Here is a 15992-nt window from a genome sequence, read left to right on the forward strand (position 1 = left end):
GACCTCCTTTACACGATTTGGACTTCCATTGGATTGACAGGCTCTTCGCTCCAGCCAAAATATTTGCTGTAATATTGTTTGTCAAGATAAAACACTCCTGCTCCTTTCTGAACCTCGTAGATGGCTCCTGCTTTATACAAATTATCGAAATCGCGCTGAAACAAATTGACCGAATATCGCTGCGCCCTTTTGAGCAGTTTATACTCTTTTTCGAGTTCTGGTGCACGGCACAGGTCTTTGATGATCTCATCGCCTTCCTGATACGGAACAACCACGCCGCGCGTCGGTGAGTCAATCACACGAAAAGCCTTTGCCGCGCTTTGAAAGGATTGCGGGAACGCGAGCTCAGGAGCGGTTTTATGAGTTCCCTGATACGCGCCTACGGAAAGCGTATTCAGGGAAAGCAAGTTGAACAAATCATCATCCCTGCCGATTTCTTTCACGCCTACTTTATAACGCATTTCATCTTTCCGCACATAGTAGTAATACTTAAAATATGCCGCCATTGCCTCCAGCCCAATGAGATTGGGATTGCCTTTGAAGTCGTCCAAAACGCGCTGGGCATTATCCGCGCCGATAACGATATCTTTCAATCTATCAATATTCTCTCCTTGCGGATTGACAATCCAAACATTCCCCAAGCCCTCTCGGACTCCGTGACGATTACAACGCCCTGCGGATTGGGCAATCGAATCCATCCCCGCCAGATAGCGGATGACCGCGCCGAAGTCAATATCCACGCCCGCTTCGATGAGTTGCGTGCTGACGCAAATCACAGGTTTTGCTGTTTTGGACTTCAGTTTCCCTTTGATTTTGTTCAACATCTTCAGGCGATGGGCGGGACACATATTCGTGCTGAGATGATACAAGTGAATGCACGGAATTTTCCTGTTGGCAATGGCTTGATAAAGCGCGCGGGCAGATTTTTTGGTATTGACGACGACTAGCACACTGCCTTTTTCCTGCAACTGACCTTCCGCCAATTCCGCCACTTCCTCCGCGCTCCATCCGCCGACTTTGCGCTTATCGAATACTTCAACTCGTTTCAAGCGCTCGAACAGTTTTTCCTCGCTTTGGATAATGCGTTGCTCTGGCTTGATGGTCAAAGCGCGGTAGGGGTTTTCCACTTTGTCGAGCGGCGGCTGGGTGGCAGTACAAAGCACGACCGTCGCCCCGCAGGTATGCACGAGAAAACGAAGTGCAAGGTTGAACATGTGAATCATGTTGATTGGAATTCTCTGCACTTCGTCGAAGATAATCACCGAATTTGCCAACTGGTGCATTCGCCGTGCGCTTCGCGTTCCATAGCCGAACAACGCTTCCAAAAATTGAACCTGCGTGGTTAGCACCACAGGCGCGTCCCAGTTTTGCGCCAACAGGTTTTGCCTGTAACTTTCTTCTTCGGGCGTCAAGTTGGAGTGATGTTCGAGAACCACCTTATCGAGATAGTTTCCGCCTTCGTCTTTATCCTCCAAAATCTTTCTAATTTCATCGGCGTTCTGGTCAATGATGGAAGTGTAAGGGATGATATAAAAAACTCTTTCCATCGAGTGTTCTTTTGCATGGTTCAACGCAAATCGCAAACTTGCCAACGTCTTGCCACCGCCTGTCGGGACGGTCAATTGATAGATGCCTTTGGGTTTGGTCGCTGTATCCAGGCAGGCTTGTGCAACTTGCGCTCGCAACTGATTGACTTCCAGCGCCTTACCCAGCTCCATTTGGGAAGTTTTCTGCTCGAACTCCTGAAATTGCTTTTCCAGCCGTTCAATCAAAATTTCCCAGGGATGATATTGTCCGTAATTTCGGACATGGACATTGCCTGGTGACTCAAAATCAGCCGTGTCCAACCTGTCCGCATCCAGCAGGCAACTCAGCAAAAAACGGACAAGCAATCCTGCTTTGAAAGCCAGTGTGTTTTGCGATTCGTTCGCTTCCTCTTTCAGGCTTTGCAGTTTGTCAAAGATTTGTGCCACTACTTTATCGGAGAGCAAACCGTCCAGCGAATTTACAATCTCCTGCAAATTGGTTAACGCCTCGGCTTTGCGCGTGTTTTCGTCTGCCTTGTCCATGCGCCGCTTGAAATTATTTTCTCCATCTGGCTTAAGGCAATCAATCAACCCAGAGTGATGGGAAGCAATACACAAGGCTAAAACCTGCGCGGCAATTTTTTCCTTTTGTCCCTTGTTCCAAAGATTCTCGTAAATCACCTGCGCGCCTGCGGTGGTGTGGTCTATCTTACCCTTGTGCGCGATGGGGTCAAGATATTCTTCCGCGTCTGGGTGAATGGAGCCCTCGCCCGATAAAATATACCTTTGGAATTTCTCGCTGGCTTTTCCAAAATCGTGGAACAAGCCAAGAACGTCGCCAGTCTCTTTCAGACCAATCTTGCTGGCAAAATCCCCCGCATGTTTGGATACCGCTCTCAGATGTTCATCAAGCGATTGCGGGGTTTTATCTTTCTTTCGTATATGAGCAACAAATTGTTTTTTCATCTCCATCACCTTATACAACTCCGCCAACCCCTGTGCCTCACGGATGAGGTGCTCCCTCAAACCCTTCGGTTCCAGCACCTCCACGTCCGCGCCCCAGCCGCGCACCCACGGGAGCATCTCGCGCCACTCGGCGATCTCCACGCTCCAGAGACAGCCGCCATCTTCGGAATCATCCACTTTCTCCAACGGATGCCAAATACTTTCCTTTACGCGGCGCGTCACAGCGGGGGAGAAGCGCAACCTCACAGTGACAGGGTCCCTATCCGCGTACCAAATGCCCCAGGCGTGTTTGAGCAGTTCCTCGTCGTTGAATGAATCGGGGATTTCGAATGTCTCCCCGGAAAGGACGGCGGAGAGAATGCGGTCAATTTTGAAGGCGAAAACCCTATCGTTGAAATCGCTTCGGGCGACCACGTACACGCTGTCGCTCCAAATGGACGGCTCGATGATGTATGGGCTGATCGTGTGGCGGGTGAGACCTTCATTGCCCAAGGCTTGATATTCAATGCGTACCTTTCTTTGCTCGACCCAGGCTTGAGTCACGGTCTCGATGATCTTGATCTTCTCCGGGTTCTTTTCCTGCCCCATCAACTGCTCCGCCGATTTGAGCAGGCGTTCGGTCATGGGCTGGCGCAGGGTGGCGGCGAGCTTCTCCACTGCGTTGACGGTATGCGGCTGGTGAAAGCGCGTCTGCCGCGAGGTTTTACGCCCCGCCAGGTACAGGGTCAGCGCTTCGTGTAAATTCAGTTTGATCTCTGAGATGAGTTTTGTGCGTGGGATGTGATACCGCCCCTGGTCATCCTTTTCGATGGGATATTGGGTTGTCAACTCCCTTCGGTCACGAAAAACGGTTTCGCGCGTCACGCCCAGCCGGTCTGCCAGTTCAATATCCGCATAAGCGCGCTGGATGTACAGCCGCTTCATCTCTTCCAGTCGTTCTGCCTTCGTCATTCCGCTCATGGATGCTCCCAACGTTCTCGTCAAACTTAATGAAAATGTCCCGCAGGCTCCCCTAACTGGAACCTGCCGCAGTTACCTGCGGGACGGCGCGCGATTATCACTGAAGCAATAAATATGCAACAGCGTAGCACGCCATCCTGCCGAATTCTGCAACATTTTGTCATGAATTTTGCGATTTCTTTTTCCTGAGGGGGTACAGCCCCCCTTGCTCGTCCTCGTAAATCAGCCATCCCTTGTCGTCCAACGCGGGAAGGGTACGAGTCACCTCGGAACGGTTCAAGCCCAACAACCTCGCAATGAATCCCGCCTTCTTGCCTGGATTTTCTTCCACCTTCTCGTAAATTTCCTTCAGCCTCTTTTCATCGGTTTTTCGCGCCATTTCTGCCTCCGTATTGTGGATATGTGTCCACTTTACGAGAGGCATGTTGCAAGTATTGCAACACTCTGGCTACAGATTTTCAGGAGAATTTTTTGAAATGGAACGTTTCCTTTGTTCTTTCCTTATCCTTATTCATCCCTTGCGTTTCAATTTCACGAGTCAACGGAACATGACGTCTGTGTAAATCGTGCAGGCGTCGGGATTGCGCTATTATCACCCTATCCGTTACGCGCCGGAATCGCGTAGTCCATTCGCCTCATAGGATGCCAGTCCTGTGGGGCTTCTTGCTTAAGTATAGATGAGAGATTTGAATCCGTGAATGCCGTAAACGCAAAGTCTCGTAGTATTACTAAGTATTACTAACTTTGCTGAAAAATACTTTTCACTGTCTTATTGCCAAGCATGGTCGAGTATTTGCCATAATCACCTGTCTCCCAGCGCAGCCGCCCGGCAACGATTGCGGGAGAAATTCCCAAGCGATCTGCAAATAGGTGAATCTCATCCTTTGGAACAATGTCGCTTTGCGTCCTTCTCCATTGCCTCCATTTATCATCGGGGACCAAGTGTTTTGATGCGAAATCGTTGGCTTCCTTTTCGCGCTTGTCGTGTGATTGATCCTGCGTTTCCGTATCATCAAAAAAGGCAAAGTTATTCTGGTTCAGATGCAGATTAAGATGTCCCAATTCGTGGAATAGGGTAAACCAAAAATTATCCAGACGGTCATGGCGTAAGGTAAGACCAATTACAGGGCGTTCTGACGGTGATTTAAAACAAGCGCCATCCAGATATGTCTGCGGTAATTTTTCAAGGATCACAAACGCGATACCGCGCTTTTGGAGATAATCACGCGCCAGAATTGGACCCACATCAAAAGCGCTGAGTTTGACAAGGTGCTTCAGATCTTCGTCATCCAGCGAGTTGGGAGTATAAGGCGGAAGTTCCTGCTCTTCGGCTAGGGACAGCGCACGCGCCTGCCAGGCTTCGAGGGCAAATTCGTCCATTTTGCCTGCATCGGAAGATCGCGGCATGGCTCTTTCAAAGGTCATTCCTTGAAACACCGAGAAGAAGCGGTCCAGTATTTCCTCTTTCATCTCTTTTGCTTCCTGCAACGTACCGTTGAAGAAATTGAAATAGCCTTCTTTGAACATTTCGTTGAATGGATATTTCTTCAGATCGTATTTTGGTGCGGATAGCTCCTTCCCCTCCTCCTGCAACAAGACCTCGGCGGGGATGCCCAAGCCCTGATGCAAGGCGCGGATCATGGCTATGCTGAGCGGGCGTTTGCGATTCAGCACTTCAGAAACTTTGCTCTGGCTGCCAATGTACTGTTCCAAGTCTTTGCGCTTAAGCCCCTGCTGTTCCATGCGGAACTGGATCGCCTCAATGGGATCGGGCAATTCGATGGGGAAATACTCGCGCTCGTAGTCCTCGATGAGAACGGCGAACAGTTCCATTTCCTCTTCGAGCGCGGTGTTCGGCTCGGCTTCCATGAGGGTTTCGAGATGAGCCAGAGCCATTTCATATTCGGCTTCGGTCTTGATCACTTTCGGTTTCATCAGATTTTCTCCGCGTCTATCCGGTCATATTCTTTATGGGTGCCGATAAAACGTATGAACACGATCTGAATGTTGTATTGGATCTTCACGATCAATCGGTATTTTTTGCCTTTGATGTTGAACACGACCCGATCTCCCGGAAGAATATCGGCGGTGCTGTAACGGGCTTTGACGTCACTTGGCGTTCTCCATTCGGCGTGTTTGACTTCCGTCGCCCATGCCTGGAGTTGCTCTTTGCTGTCTGTGTACCTCGTCCAGAATTCGACCAGTTTTGTTCTTGAAATCAGGCGCATTTCTTATTTTATCCCATTTTGGGAAATACGCAAGGATTTTCCTTCCTTTTTTGGGAATTTCCTTGTTCCCAACCATGAATTTCCCAGGTGACGCTCACCTGCTCTGCTTGCCCCAACAACACGGACATCGTACCGCCTTGATCCGTCGCCATCAAAATAGTTGACGCTATTTTCACCCGGCGTTTGAGGTGGATAAGACTCTTTAGAGTTGAAAAAGGGTTAGTTTAAGGTGGAGTGATTTGTTAAGGTTGAGTCTACTGCAAGTGCATGGGGCTTGCAAGCCCCATGCACTTGCGCGGGCGTCAGGTAATCCAGCGCCTGGTGGGGACGTTGAAAATTGTAGAAACGGATGTAATTGGCGAGCTGTCGATGAGCCTCCTTTGGGCTGGCGTATTCATGCAGATAAACTTCTTCGTACTTGATGGTGCGCCACAATCTTTCAGTGAAAATGTTATCCACGGCGCGTCCGCGTCCATCCATGCTGATCTTGATTTCTTCACGCTGTAGGCGCTCCAAATATTTCGGGCTGGTGAAGTGGCTACCTTGATCGCTATTCCAGATTTCAGGCTTGGCTTGGAATAAAGCATTGTCCACGGCGGTTAGCACGAACTCCATCTCCAGGGTCTGACTGAGCGCCCAACTCAGAACATAGCGAGAATACCAGTCCAGCACTGCCGTGAGGTACAGCCAGCCATGCTGAAGTCGGATGTAGGTAATGTCGATGCCCCAGATGTGATTGGGACGCGCGGCGGTCACGTTTCGCAGCAGGTATGGATAAATCTGGTGCTGTGGGGCAGGTGTACTTGTGTGCGGACCTGGAACCAGGGCAAAAATGCCCATTTCGCGCATATAGGCTTGCACCGTTGGGCGCGAAACACCAAACTCAGGATGCAACTGAACGGCGATTTTGCGTGAGCCGTAGAATGGACAAGCTGTGTAGATTTCATCGATGCGCCGTTTGATTGCCAACTCTCGCGCGGAAGGCGGCACAGGCTCATAGAACAGACTTGAGTAACTGATCCCAAGTAGATCTGCCTGTGTTTTCAGCGGCATTTCTGGGTTGTCTTTTTCCAACATTTCCAGTCGCTCTGCTCTACTCAAATTTGAAGCCAGATTTTTTTTTCAGCCATGATAATTGAGCGCTCAATCGCCCAATCTCGGCATACAGTTCGTTGATCTGTTTTTCATGTTCGGCTTCACGAGCGCGTTCGCCTTTGCGATCATCCTCAAAGAGTTGGGCAAAGTCTTCCAGCGCTTGTCTTTTCCATTTGTGGATTTGGTTCGGATGAACGCTGTTTTCGGTCGCGATCTGTGCCACACTTTTGTCTTCTCGGATGACTTCCAAGACGATTTGTGCCTTTTGAAGAGCTGATAGGCGTTTTCTTTTGGGCATGGTTTTCTCCAGAAACTGCACCTTAATTATGCCCGTTTTTGTGTCTAAATTTCCTTATCCACTATAGTTTTACATAAACCAAAGAATGGAAGCGCCGCCACCAAACGACTCAGGCTGATGAACCTCCAGCGCCAGGTGAAGAGATCTTTCTTCACATTGGTTGGATTGCCAAACGCGAACATCCCCACATCTTCAATCCCAAGTTCCTTGGTGATCTTGTTTTCCAGGTGCTGAACTTGCATTCTAAAGCCTTCAAAATAATAACGATCATGAGCGCCGAGAATATACCAAATTAGCGATATTAAACCCCCGACTACTGGAAACAACCATAACGCATTATTCCATTCTGAGTTGGTCGAATTTGCAAAGAAGAAACCTGCTACGCCAATCTCTGCTGTCAATAAGAAATTGAATCGAGACCACATTCTGCCTGAGAATTCGCCATAGAGATGGATGCGGAGGCGATAAACTTCTTTTAGAAAATCATTTTTGTCTTTCTGTTTGTCTCTTTATTCCATGTGGTCCATTCTCCCAGGGAACTATTTCAAGGATACGATCGCTGAAAATTTTGTTGTGAAAATGCGGTGTTTTGGCATAGTCACTCTTCTTATGGGATGAGTTCTGATACGCACGCTGTCATCCGAGCGCCAATTGCGCTACTCATCATCTGGGACGTAATCTAAAATATCCTTGACCTGAACGTTGAACAACTTGCAAAGGGAGCTCAATACTTCAAATGTGATCCCGTCGCCCTCGCCTTTGGACAGCCTGTGAGCCGTTCCGTAGGCTATGTTTCCCTTCCGCATGAGGTCAGTCGCATTCAGACCTTTTTTCTTCAGCAATTCAGGCACTTTTATCTTGATCACACGTCACGCTCCATGTCGAGATGACCGGTGATGCTTGTCCGCAACTTGACAAAGAAGGAAAATCTAATACAATGTATACAGTCTGCTGCATAACGCACGCATGACCGCCGTTGTCCAAGCGGCGTCCAACCTACCGGTCAGGCATTGTTGTTTTTGGCCAGCGATGCCTGACCCCTATTATAGTGTAGTTATTCCAGTATAAACAGTCGGTTGAAGAATAATGAGACCTCGCCGGGTTTTCTCCGTGCGAGGTTTTGTTTTTTAATTTTAGGAGAAGATTTTGAAACGGAAGCTGGATTGGCGTTTGGGGCAGACAAACATCCGGATGAGAGTGATCTGGAAAAACCGGAGAGGATGAAGGCGGAAGGCTAGTGCGCGTATAGTATTATGGAATAATTTTGGTAAAGGAGATGAACTATCTCCGAAAAAATGACATCAGGAGATAAAAAAATGAAATACTATCCAACCGTCAGTCGAAACAGTTTACTGGACTTCTCGCTAAAGTTACAATCCAGCCACGATCATATAAAGAAGATTCAAAAGATTATTTTCCTCGAAACAGCCTTCGCCGGTTTTTTGGTTGCGTGTGAAGCGCGCGCCCTTTCGGCGCACACCATTGAAGATTACTCAAGAACGATTCGCATGTTTATCGCCTACGTCGGCGACATACCAATGCAAGACATTACAGTCGACCTGATTACAGGATTTTTGGCAAGCGTGAGACGACGAGGAGTTGGAGAAAAAACTGTTCTCAATCGACATATAGGACTTGCCGCTTTTTGGACTTGGGCGTTGAAGAACGATATTGTTGGTCATCATATCGTCAGACAGGTGGAAAAACCAAAGCCGCCTGAGATCATCATTGAACCTTTAACGGAGAGCGAAGTTCGGGTGTTGCTCAATGAGGTCAGGAGAAATCCTGACCGCGACCGCGCGATTATTTACCTGTTGCTGGACACTGGTTTGCGGGCGAGCGAGCTTGTATCTCTGGATCGGGGAGAGATCGACATGGAAAATCATCGCATCATTGTCAAGAAAGGAAAGGGGAACAAGGATCGCAAACTCCCATTTTGCAACAAGACTGCATCTGTGTTGGCTCAGTACTTGAATAATTGTACGGACCGCAAACCGTTCAACATCAAACGGAGGTCGCTGACCGATGTGGTTTTTAGATTGGGGCTGCGCTCTGGTGTGCGGAATGTTCACCCTCATCGTTTTCGCCATACCTTTGCTATAAACTATATGCGTAACGGGGGAGACGTATTCACGCTTCAAAAATTGCTGGGTCACACCACGATGGAGATGGTCAAACGCTATCTTCATATCGTTCAAACCGATATAGATCGGGCGCATCATCGCGCATCCCCTGTTGAGAATTGGGATTTGTGAACAGGTACGCTGCGCAGGATTGGATAACTTATAGGATTTCAAACCCTTGTCCTGCAGCGAGCGACTCGCGGCAGGACAATTTCGACAAGCACCGGATGCCGGTTTTGGCATCCGGCGCTTCATTTTTCTCTTCTCGCAGACAGGCATGGTTGAGGGCCATGTGCCGCAAGGCGTGGAGGTTCAAGTCCTCTCCAGCGCACAAGACATCCCCGTTAATGCGGGGATGTCTTATTATATCCACTTCTGCCATCTCCAAAATACATAATGGTACGGCTTGAATTCCTCGGGAACGCGGCTCTTTCTGCGCTCAGAACACAATTTCCGTCCGATGATCATCCCTATCTTCGGAGCTCGCATCTTCCACTTGAGGGGAAAATCATCGTCCATTTTAGCAGCACATGGTTTTAAGCCATGACGGTATTGAGCGCTCCAGATCGGTGCCCAGCGTGCAGATTATTCAAATATGCAAAACGGGTAGGCGCCCAAATCGCAAATGCCATCCACAGCGTGCCAAACTGGGTTTTGCTTTGATCTCGCCCGCTGCTCCAATTCCAGAGAACGATGTTCATCGTGTTCCGCTTTTTTGGAGCCTGACTGGAACATTGCTGGAACACCTTCTATCGTGCCCTACCCTGCATAATGCCGTTTTATTCATCGGAAGGAGGCGGCATCATGAAAAAGGAAGTGGAGCGCTTTATCCAGTGGGTTCGAATGCGAAATCCGCAGGCAAAGACCTGGCGCGATTACCAATGCGACATGAACCTGTTCCTGGAAGTTGCCGGCCGACGGGAGGCAGTATATCAGGCGGCGGCTGCGGATAATCGGCAGGCTGGTAGATGTGCATGTATCGCCACACCGCTTGCGGCACACTTTTGCGACTCAATTGTTGAACGTTGGCTGCAGGGAAACATCGATCCAGAAGTTGTTGGGACACAAGAGTCTGAACACGACCATGATCTATGCCCGGGCGCTGGAACGCACTGTGATGAGGGATTACCTGGAAGCGATGGAGATCATTGAAGATGGAAAATGAAAAAAGATCGAGGATCTGGAATTGGTTTCCAAGTCCTCGACCCCATATATAAGGCGAAATCGGCGTTTGTCAAGAAACACAAAAGGAAATTGGTAAGTTCTGAAGTACTACGACACAAGACATCCGGGCTCAGCGAGAACCCGGATGTCTTGTGTTAAACAGCCATTGATATTCTTTGAACCTGACGCTTGGGGCGGAAACGGACAAGGTCATAGTTCGATTGCAGATTCAGCCAGAATTCGGGCGAGGTCCCAAGCGCTTCTGCAAACAACCAGGCGGTTTCAGGCGTGACTCCGCGCTTGCCGCGCACGATCTCATTGACGCGTTGGGTCGGCACCCCAATGTGTGCCGCTAAGGCAACCTGTGAAACATTCATGGGAACCAGGAATTCCTCCAGCAGTATCTCGCCGGGGTGGGTGGGAATACGATTTTCGGGAAGCATATCTTTCTCCTTCTAGTGATAATCCGTCAGGGAAACGTCGTGAACACCTTCATCCCAACGAAATACCAAGCGCCATTGATCATTGACTCGGATACTATGGAAGCCAGCTAAATCACCTTTCAGCGCTTCGAGCCGATTGGCAGGCGGGGACTTCAAATCATTCAAGCGATGGGCGCCATTCAAGACATCCAATTTCCGCAAGGCAATTCTCATAAGATCAGGAGGAAAGCGGCGCACACGTGAGGTCATCCGTCCATGAAACAAATCTTCTGTCGCTGCATCCCGAAAGGAGTGAATTGCCATAATAGAATTATAACACTTGCACGGTATCCATGCAAGTGTTAAGCGAGGATAGAAGATAAGGCGAACCCGCGTTTCAAAAGTAGTTGTTAAGGTGCGATAATATTTTGAAATCGAAAGAATTACTCCCCGGCAAGTTCCAGAACTTTGTCCAACAATGTGTCCCCATAATACAGGGAGGAATTGCGAAGCTTTTGAACATAGGGGGCGACTTTATTCAATTTCCCCTTTTGTTTCGCAATGAGCAGAAAGCCCAATGCGCCAATGCATTGGATTTGGTTGTGCTCTGCGATCAGCCTTGCGCGCTGGTCGTCGATGAGGAGGAGGTCGGCGGAGAGTTGCTTGTACAGCGTCATGGCTTCGATCTCGCCGCGTCCGAGCCCGCCGGCAGCCAGTACCGAGCGGCTTGTGTCCACTTGAACCACGCGCCCCGTCAGGAAGGAGGCGAGGATATCCGATTGGGGCTTTTCCGGGGAGACGGTTTCCATGTAAACCGCTTCGGGAACTATTACGTCATCGTACACTTCAAGCAACAGGGGGCGGCGTCGCAGGTTGCGAGGGCAATCAGGGCGGAGCTGTCGGCGACGATGAGCATAGTTGTTATTGATTGTCTGGCTTCCGAAGGTCGTTCTCCAACTCTTCAGGAGACTGGGTATGCAAAAGAACGCCTTCACGCTTGCAGAATTCCAGGAAGGCGTACCGATCCAGCCCAGCCAGTTCGCTTGCCGCGCCGATGGACAACTCACCCGCCTGATAAAGCCCGAGGGCGGCGTACAGGCGTATTTTTTTGACCGCTTTTTCGGGGGTGTCGGCGATGAATTGACTCTCTGGTAGGGAAAATGAGATCTGCATGGGGCGCTCGCTTTTCTTGGTTCCGGTAGTGTATCACGCCCGGCATATTGCATCAAGTTAGGCGGGTCTCCACCAATGGTTGGCATGAAAAGCAACAGGCCAAACCATTGAGAGATTTTTCGTATCTTCATGTCTTCCTTAGGATGTACGCTTCCAAGGTTTCGGAGCGAAGCCATTCATTCCAGTCACTGTGGCATGCTGGTCTTGGCAACATTCATATAGCGCAAACATCAAATCTCAACTGCCTGGTGTTGTATAATTTACCCATGTCCATGACTGCGCTCGACCTCCCGCCTGAGGCGCTCAAGAAATATCGTCCCCTCGAAGCCATCAAAAAACGCAGGGCAAAATTCAGCGCGGAAATCTCCGCCCGCCGCAAACGCGCCATGTCCGCTGCCCGTAAAGCCGCCAAACTGCTCAAAACCGAATTCGGCGCAAGCGAAGTCATCCTCTTCGGGTCCCTGGCGCGGCGGGTGGGTTTCCACCGCTGGTCCGATATCGATCTTGCCGTGCGCGGCGCGGCAGATTATCTCAAAGCAATGGACACCGTCCTATACCTCGTGCCTGAATTCAAGATCGACCTTGTAGAGTTGGAAACGTGTCCGCCCGCGATGCGCAGAGGTATAGAAGAAGAAGGCAAAGCGCTATGAAGGACGCGGAAATCACAACGCTTGTCCGCCGCATCCATCAGGAATTGGATGAACTTCAACGGGTGTTTGGACGCGCTGAAGAAGGATGGGACCGCTCCCGCCGTTCGAACGATGATTACTATCTGGACGGCATCGCCCTCAATCTGCACGGCTTTTATTCAGGCTGTGAGCGCATCTTCACCCAGATCGCCGAGGTCGTAGATGGCGACCTGCCGCGCGGCGAAGATTGGCACAGACTCCTGCTGGAGCGCATGAAAAACGAGCTCGCCAGCATCCGCCCCGCCGTTATCTCCACCCAAACAGGCGAACTTCTCGATGAACTTCGCAGGTTTCGTCATGTCGTCCGCAACGTCTACACCCATCACCTCGACCCCGAACGGCTGGAAAAACTGGTCAAAGAAACCTCGCAAGGGTTCCCGCAACTCCACGCAGAAATCTCCGCGTTTGCTGCATTTTTAGAGCAGTAGTATATATATCGAATGGCGGGTGATGTCATTTACATCGCTTCGCACTCCACCGAATACCACTTCGTACCCATGCTGGGCATAATGGCACACGCGGCAATCGTCTGTCCGGCGAAGAACAAAGGGCAGGCGCGGATTCGGGTTCCCGACTGGTGGTAGAATCGAAGCCAAAGAGGCTGACCATGCTTGCTGAAACCCGATACGAACACATCGTCCTGAATGAAGCGCGCGTCCCTTTTATTTCGGGAACGACCATGAAGGTCATCGAACTAGTCCTCGCCCAGACCGCCTACGGCTGGAGCGCGGAGGAGCTTCATATTCAGTTCCCGCATCTTTCGCTCGGGCAGATCCATTCGGCGCTGGCGTATTACTGGGACCACCGCGAGGAGCTGGAAAGCGACATGGAATCCCGCATTCAGAAAACCGAGCGGATGCGTAAATCCGCGCCCGTTCCGCCACTGGTCAAACGCTTGAGGGACAAGGGGCTCCTCTAAATGCCGCTTGCGCTTTACATGGACCATCATGTCCCAAAAGCAGTCACTGTCGGACTGCGCCTGCGGGGCATTGACGCGCTGACCGCGCATGAAGACGGGGCGGATCAACTGGCAGACGATCAATTATTGCGGCGCGCGCACGAATTGGGACGGGTGTTATTCACGCAGGACGACGACCTGCTGGAGGAGGCGGCAAAATGCCAGCGTGGAGGAATTCCCTTTATGGGGGTTATCTACGGGCATGCATTGCGTGTGACCATCGGGGTTTGCATTCAGGACCTCGAGATCATCGCTAAAAACGGGGATAAAGAGGATGTTGAGAATCACGTGATCTTTCTTCCCCTGTAAACACCTGCCCGGCCCAATAGATCGCTTCGGCTGACCTCCATGCCGTCTCCCTGCTTGCGATGAGCGGCGGCGGCACGCTCTTCTCGGTCTACCTGACCTTCCTCGAACCCTTCGTCATCGGCGCCACCTGCGCGTGGCGCATCACCTCGGCAATATTGATCACCATCGTCATGCTGTTATCCATCCGCCCGGCGAAGGTGGCAATGGAATCCCTGCGCTGGATATAATCCCTTCATTCGATGAAAAGCCAAGAGACTCCTGAATTGGGAGTCTCTTGGCTGAGGCCTGCGGTCCATGCGCGACGGGGTCTCACGCAGAGGAAGAAGATTCTCAAGACTGCGTGGCCACTCACCGTATTTGCTGTTTGTAGCTCATAGTGCTGGCGCGAAGGAAGTTAAGATACAGCAAAGCCGTGTTTCGGTAAGAAAGAGAAATTAACTGTTTAAGCTAAAGTTAAGAAAAATCATATCGACATAATCAGAAAAGCAATTGCTGCTGCCCAAGTAATAATTATTATTAGATACCCGGATATAACTGGCCACATACCATAACTCGTGCCTCCAAAAGGACCTGGCCCTTCACGTCGAATAACCTGGGCGAATCCACTGAGACTTGCAACCAATAGGAAAACCACCCAACTAAGACTAAAATAAGGTTCTGGGATTTCTCCGCGATATAATTCATCGCCAAGGTATAACAATCCTATCAATAGTATTATGGCTAGCACACTAGGGCTAAGCACCAACCAATATATATCAATTTTTCTAATCCAATTAAGTATATTTAAGAGCATTTTATTTTTGTTTTTCATGGCCATACCCCTAACCAGGGAGATATCATCGGATTTATTTTTTCCATCCAAATCCGATCCATTATTTTAGTTGCATAAGTTTGACCCGCTATATGCCCAGCCGCAGCGCCTAACGGTCCGCCAACTACAAAGCCAGCATTTCTAAATCCCTTACCAACTCGTTCTGCAATCAAATCTGTTACCAAAGCCTCTGCCCCAACAAGCAAAGGTCGCCCTAGTCTCTGTGTAGGCGTAAGATTCTGATACCAACTGTCACGATAGGCTTGTCTGCTACCCTGAACAATGGCTTCAAAAAGCCCGAGATTCAGTGAATATCGTACAGCTTTCCAACCGCCTCTGCTGGACATCCTGTAAATGTCATCCATTTTTACCAGACCATGTATAGGGGTTGTAAATTCTTCCCAAAAGAAATAAATCGCATCAAGATCAGGATTAGAATAACCAGCATACGAGGGAACAGTGATCACTGGCAGATTGTTTGGTTGGCCACAGTAATTAACAGTGCAGGCAGGGCCCTCTGGCAACAATGACACAATTTCACCGCCCGATGAGCCAGAATTGCTATTGCCTCCGCCGCCCGCGCCACCACCTCCGCCCCAACAATTGGCGGGATCGTCGTCAATGCAATGCCCGCTTGGGTCGCTGTACATCACAGGCGAGTTGTTGACATAAGCGTACCGATCCCAGGCCTGCACTCCCTGCGTGGGCGGGATGATCGTATCCGCGGAAGTGAATCTGCCTAACGCAGGGTCGTACATGCGGGCATTATAGTACATCAGCCCAAAGCCCTCGGTGACGTTCTGTGTGGTGGTGTCGTCCATATAGGAGTATTGACCTGTGAAACCGATGCCTTGAATTTGACGAAGAATGTAGAGGGTCGGTTATGGAAATATCCCCTCTGATAGTCCTTTAGAAGGCAATTGTCTCTAAGAAATAGAAAATTAATATCAAGACGCTTAATCCCCAAAAAATACCGAGTAATAATGCGCCGGATATAATAGCTTTTACTCCGCTTATCTTCTTACCCATAAGCCATGGCGCTTCCTGTCTTCTTATTTGGATTAACCCAGCAGATCCAATCAGTAGTCCGCACGCTGCAAATATGATCATATTCAACAATTGTGGGGCTTCCCCGTCCAGAAACTGTTCGCTGATGATTCCCCACACTATTAAAATTAAAATTGGCGTTGCGCTGATTATCAAGGTTAATTTTCCAATTTCAGTTTTTTCGAAAAAGTTTTTTACAGATAACTTGATTTTGTTATTCATT

The 15992-nt window shown here is 49.7% G+C and carries 23 protein-coding genes; 9 read left to right on the forward strand and 14 right to left on the reverse strand.

What is annotated here, in order from left to right; all coding sequences use genetic code 11:
• Positions 1-8: 8 nt before the first annotated feature.
• The 8 genes from cas3 to QY332_10735 form a co-directional block, all read right to left on the reverse strand.
• A complete protein-coding gene (gene cas3 / locus QY332_10700; protein WKZ38399.1) occupies positions 9-3452 on the reverse strand; it encodes a CRISPR-associated helicase Cas3' in 3444 nt (1147 codons plus the stop codon).
• Positions 3453-3612: 160 nt separating this feature from the next.
• Positions 3613-3831 carry a hypothetical protein gene (locus tag QY332_10705; protein WKZ38400.1) on the reverse strand — a complete coding sequence of 73 codons (219 nt, stop codon included), beginning with the start codon at positions 3829-3831 and terminating at the stop codon, positions 3613-3615.
• A 359-nt stretch (positions 3832-4190) separates the two neighbouring features.
• Complete coding sequence (locus QY332_10710) at positions 4191-5387, reverse strand: ImmA/IrrE family metallo-endopeptidase (GenBank protein WKZ38401.1); 1197 nt, start codon at positions 5385-5387, stop codon at positions 4191-4193.
• Positions 5387-5680 (reverse strand): type II toxin-antitoxin system HigB family toxin, encoded by a 294-nt coding sequence (locus QY332_10715; GenBank protein ID WKZ38402.1) that lies wholly within the window; start codon positions 5678-5680, stop codon positions 5387-5389. The genes QY332_10710 and QY332_10715 overlap by 1 nt, the downstream gene beginning before the upstream one ends.
• A gap of 219 nt (positions 5681-5899) precedes the next feature.
• Positions 5900-6757: an IS3 family transposase gene (locus QY332_10720; protein WKZ38403.1), complete on the reverse strand. Its 858-nt coding sequence runs from the start codon at positions 6755-6757 to the stop codon at positions 5900-5902.
• Between the two features lie 16 nt (positions 6758-6773).
• Complete coding sequence (locus QY332_10725) at positions 6774-7073, reverse strand: transposase (GenBank protein ID WKZ38404.1); 300 nt, start codon at positions 7071-7073, stop codon at positions 6774-6776.
• A gap of 44 nt (positions 7074-7117) precedes the next feature.
• Positions 7118-7474, reverse strand: coding sequence for a hypothetical protein (locus tag QY332_10730; protein ID WKZ38405.1), 357 nt, complete (start codon positions 7472-7474; stop codon positions 7118-7120).
• A gap of 255 nt (positions 7475-7729) precedes the next feature.
• Positions 7730-7939 (reverse strand): helix-turn-helix transcriptional regulator, encoded by a 210-nt coding sequence (locus QY332_10735; GenBank protein WKZ38406.1) that lies wholly within the window; start codon positions 7937-7939, stop codon positions 7730-7732.
• A gap of 450 nt (positions 7940-8389) precedes the next feature.
• Here QY332_10735 and QY332_10740 point away from each other — a divergent pair, with 450 nt between their 5' ends.
• Positions 8390-9328 (forward strand): tyrosine-type recombinase/integrase, encoded by a 939-nt coding sequence (locus QY332_10740; GenBank protein WKZ38407.1) that lies wholly within the window; start codon positions 8390-8392, stop codon positions 9326-9328.
• 672 nt (positions 9329-10000) lie between these two features.
• The gene (locus QY332_10745) at positions 10001-10348 is read left to right on the forward strand and encodes a hypothetical protein (GenBank protein WKZ38408.1); all 348 of its coding nucleotides are present in this window, start codon (positions 10001-10003) and stop codon (positions 10346-10348) included.
• 167 nt (positions 10349-10515) lie between these two features.
• Here the strand turns inward: QY332_10745 and QY332_10750 are convergent, their stop codons facing one another.
• The 3 genes from QY332_10750 to QY332_10760 all read right to left on the reverse strand — a co-directional run bounded on the left by QY332_10750 (position 10516) and on the right by QY332_10760 (position 11591).
• Positions 10516-10803, reverse strand: a complete 288-nt coding sequence (locus QY332_10750; GenBank protein WKZ38409.1) for a HigA family addiction module antitoxin — start codon at positions 10801-10803, stop codon at positions 10516-10518.
• Between the two features lie 12 nt (positions 10804-10815).
• A complete protein-coding gene (locus QY332_10755) occupies positions 10816-11106 on the reverse strand; it encodes a type II toxin-antitoxin system RelE/ParE family toxin (protein WKZ38410.1) in 291 nt (96 codons plus the stop codon).
• Between the two features lie 119 nt (positions 11107-11225).
• A complete protein-coding gene (locus QY332_10760; protein WKZ38411.1) occupies positions 11226-11591 on the reverse strand; it encodes a DUF3368 domain-containing protein in 366 nt (121 codons plus the stop codon).
• A gap of 166 nt (positions 11592-11757) precedes the next feature.
• Here QY332_10760 and QY332_10765 point away from each other — a divergent pair, with 166 nt between their 5' ends.
• The 7 genes from QY332_10765 to QY332_10795 all read left to right on the forward strand — a co-directional run bounded on the left by QY332_10765 (position 11758) and on the right by QY332_10795 (position 14138).
• A complete protein-coding gene (locus QY332_10765; GenBank protein WKZ38412.1) occupies positions 11758-11937 on the forward strand; it encodes a hypothetical protein in 180 nt (59 codons plus the stop codon).
• Positions 11938-12221: 284 nt separating this feature from the next.
• The gene (locus QY332_10770) at positions 12222-12605 is read left to right on the forward strand and encodes a nucleotidyltransferase domain-containing protein (GenBank protein ID WKZ38413.1); all 384 of its coding nucleotides are present in this window, start codon (positions 12222-12224) and stop codon (positions 12603-12605) included.
• Positions 12602-13072 carry a hypothetical protein gene (locus QY332_10775; protein ID WKZ38414.1) on the forward strand — a complete coding sequence of 157 codons (471 nt, stop codon included), beginning with the start codon at positions 12602-12604 and terminating at the stop codon, positions 13070-13072. Before QY332_10770 ends, QY332_10775 begins: the two co-directional genes overlap by 4 nt.
• A gap of 12 nt (positions 13073-13084) precedes the next feature.
• The gene (locus QY332_10780; protein ID WKZ38415.1) at positions 13085-13228 is read left to right on the forward strand and encodes a hypothetical protein; all 144 of its coding nucleotides are present in this window, start codon (positions 13085-13087) and stop codon (positions 13226-13228) included.
• A gap of 23 nt (positions 13229-13251) precedes the next feature.
• Positions 13252-13563, forward strand: a complete 312-nt coding sequence (locus QY332_10785; protein ID WKZ38416.1) for a DUF433 domain-containing protein — start codon at positions 13252-13254, stop codon at positions 13561-13563.
• Entirely contained in the window at positions 13564-13911 is a 348-nt protein-coding gene (locus tag QY332_10790; GenBank protein ID WKZ38417.1) for a DUF5615 family PIN-like protein, read from the forward strand.
• Positions 13912-13961: 50 nt separating this feature from the next.
• A complete protein-coding gene (locus tag QY332_10795; protein WKZ38468.1) occupies positions 13962-14138 on the forward strand; it encodes a vitamin K epoxide reductase family protein in 177 nt (58 codons plus the stop codon).
• Positions 14139-14374: 236 nt separating this feature from the next.
• Here QY332_10795 and QY332_10800 read toward each other — a convergent pair whose 3' ends face one another.
• The 3 genes from QY332_10800 to QY332_10810 all read right to left on the reverse strand — a co-directional run bounded on the left by QY332_10800 (position 14375) and on the right by QY332_10810 (position 15991).
• Positions 14375-14722 (reverse strand): hypothetical protein, encoded by a 348-nt coding sequence (locus QY332_10800; GenBank protein WKZ38418.1) that lies wholly within the window; start codon positions 14720-14722, stop codon positions 14375-14377.
• Positions 14719-15543 carry an RHS repeat-associated core domain-containing protein gene (locus tag QY332_10805; protein ID WKZ38419.1) on the reverse strand — a complete coding sequence of 275 codons (825 nt, stop codon included), beginning with the start codon at positions 15541-15543 and terminating at the stop codon, positions 14719-14721. Before QY332_10805 ends, QY332_10800 begins: the two co-directional genes overlap by 4 nt.
• Positions 15544-15631: 88 nt before the next feature.
• Positions 15632-15991 carry a hypothetical protein gene (locus tag QY332_10810; protein WKZ38420.1) on the reverse strand — a complete coding sequence of 120 codons (360 nt, stop codon included), beginning with the start codon at positions 15989-15991 and terminating at the stop codon, positions 15632-15634.
• Position 15992: the final 1 nt, after the last annotated feature.

The sequence above is a fragment of the Anaerolineales bacterium genome (genome assembly GCA_030583885.1).
GTDB lineage: Bacteria > Chloroflexota > Anaerolineae > Anaerolineales > Villigracilaceae > Villigracilis.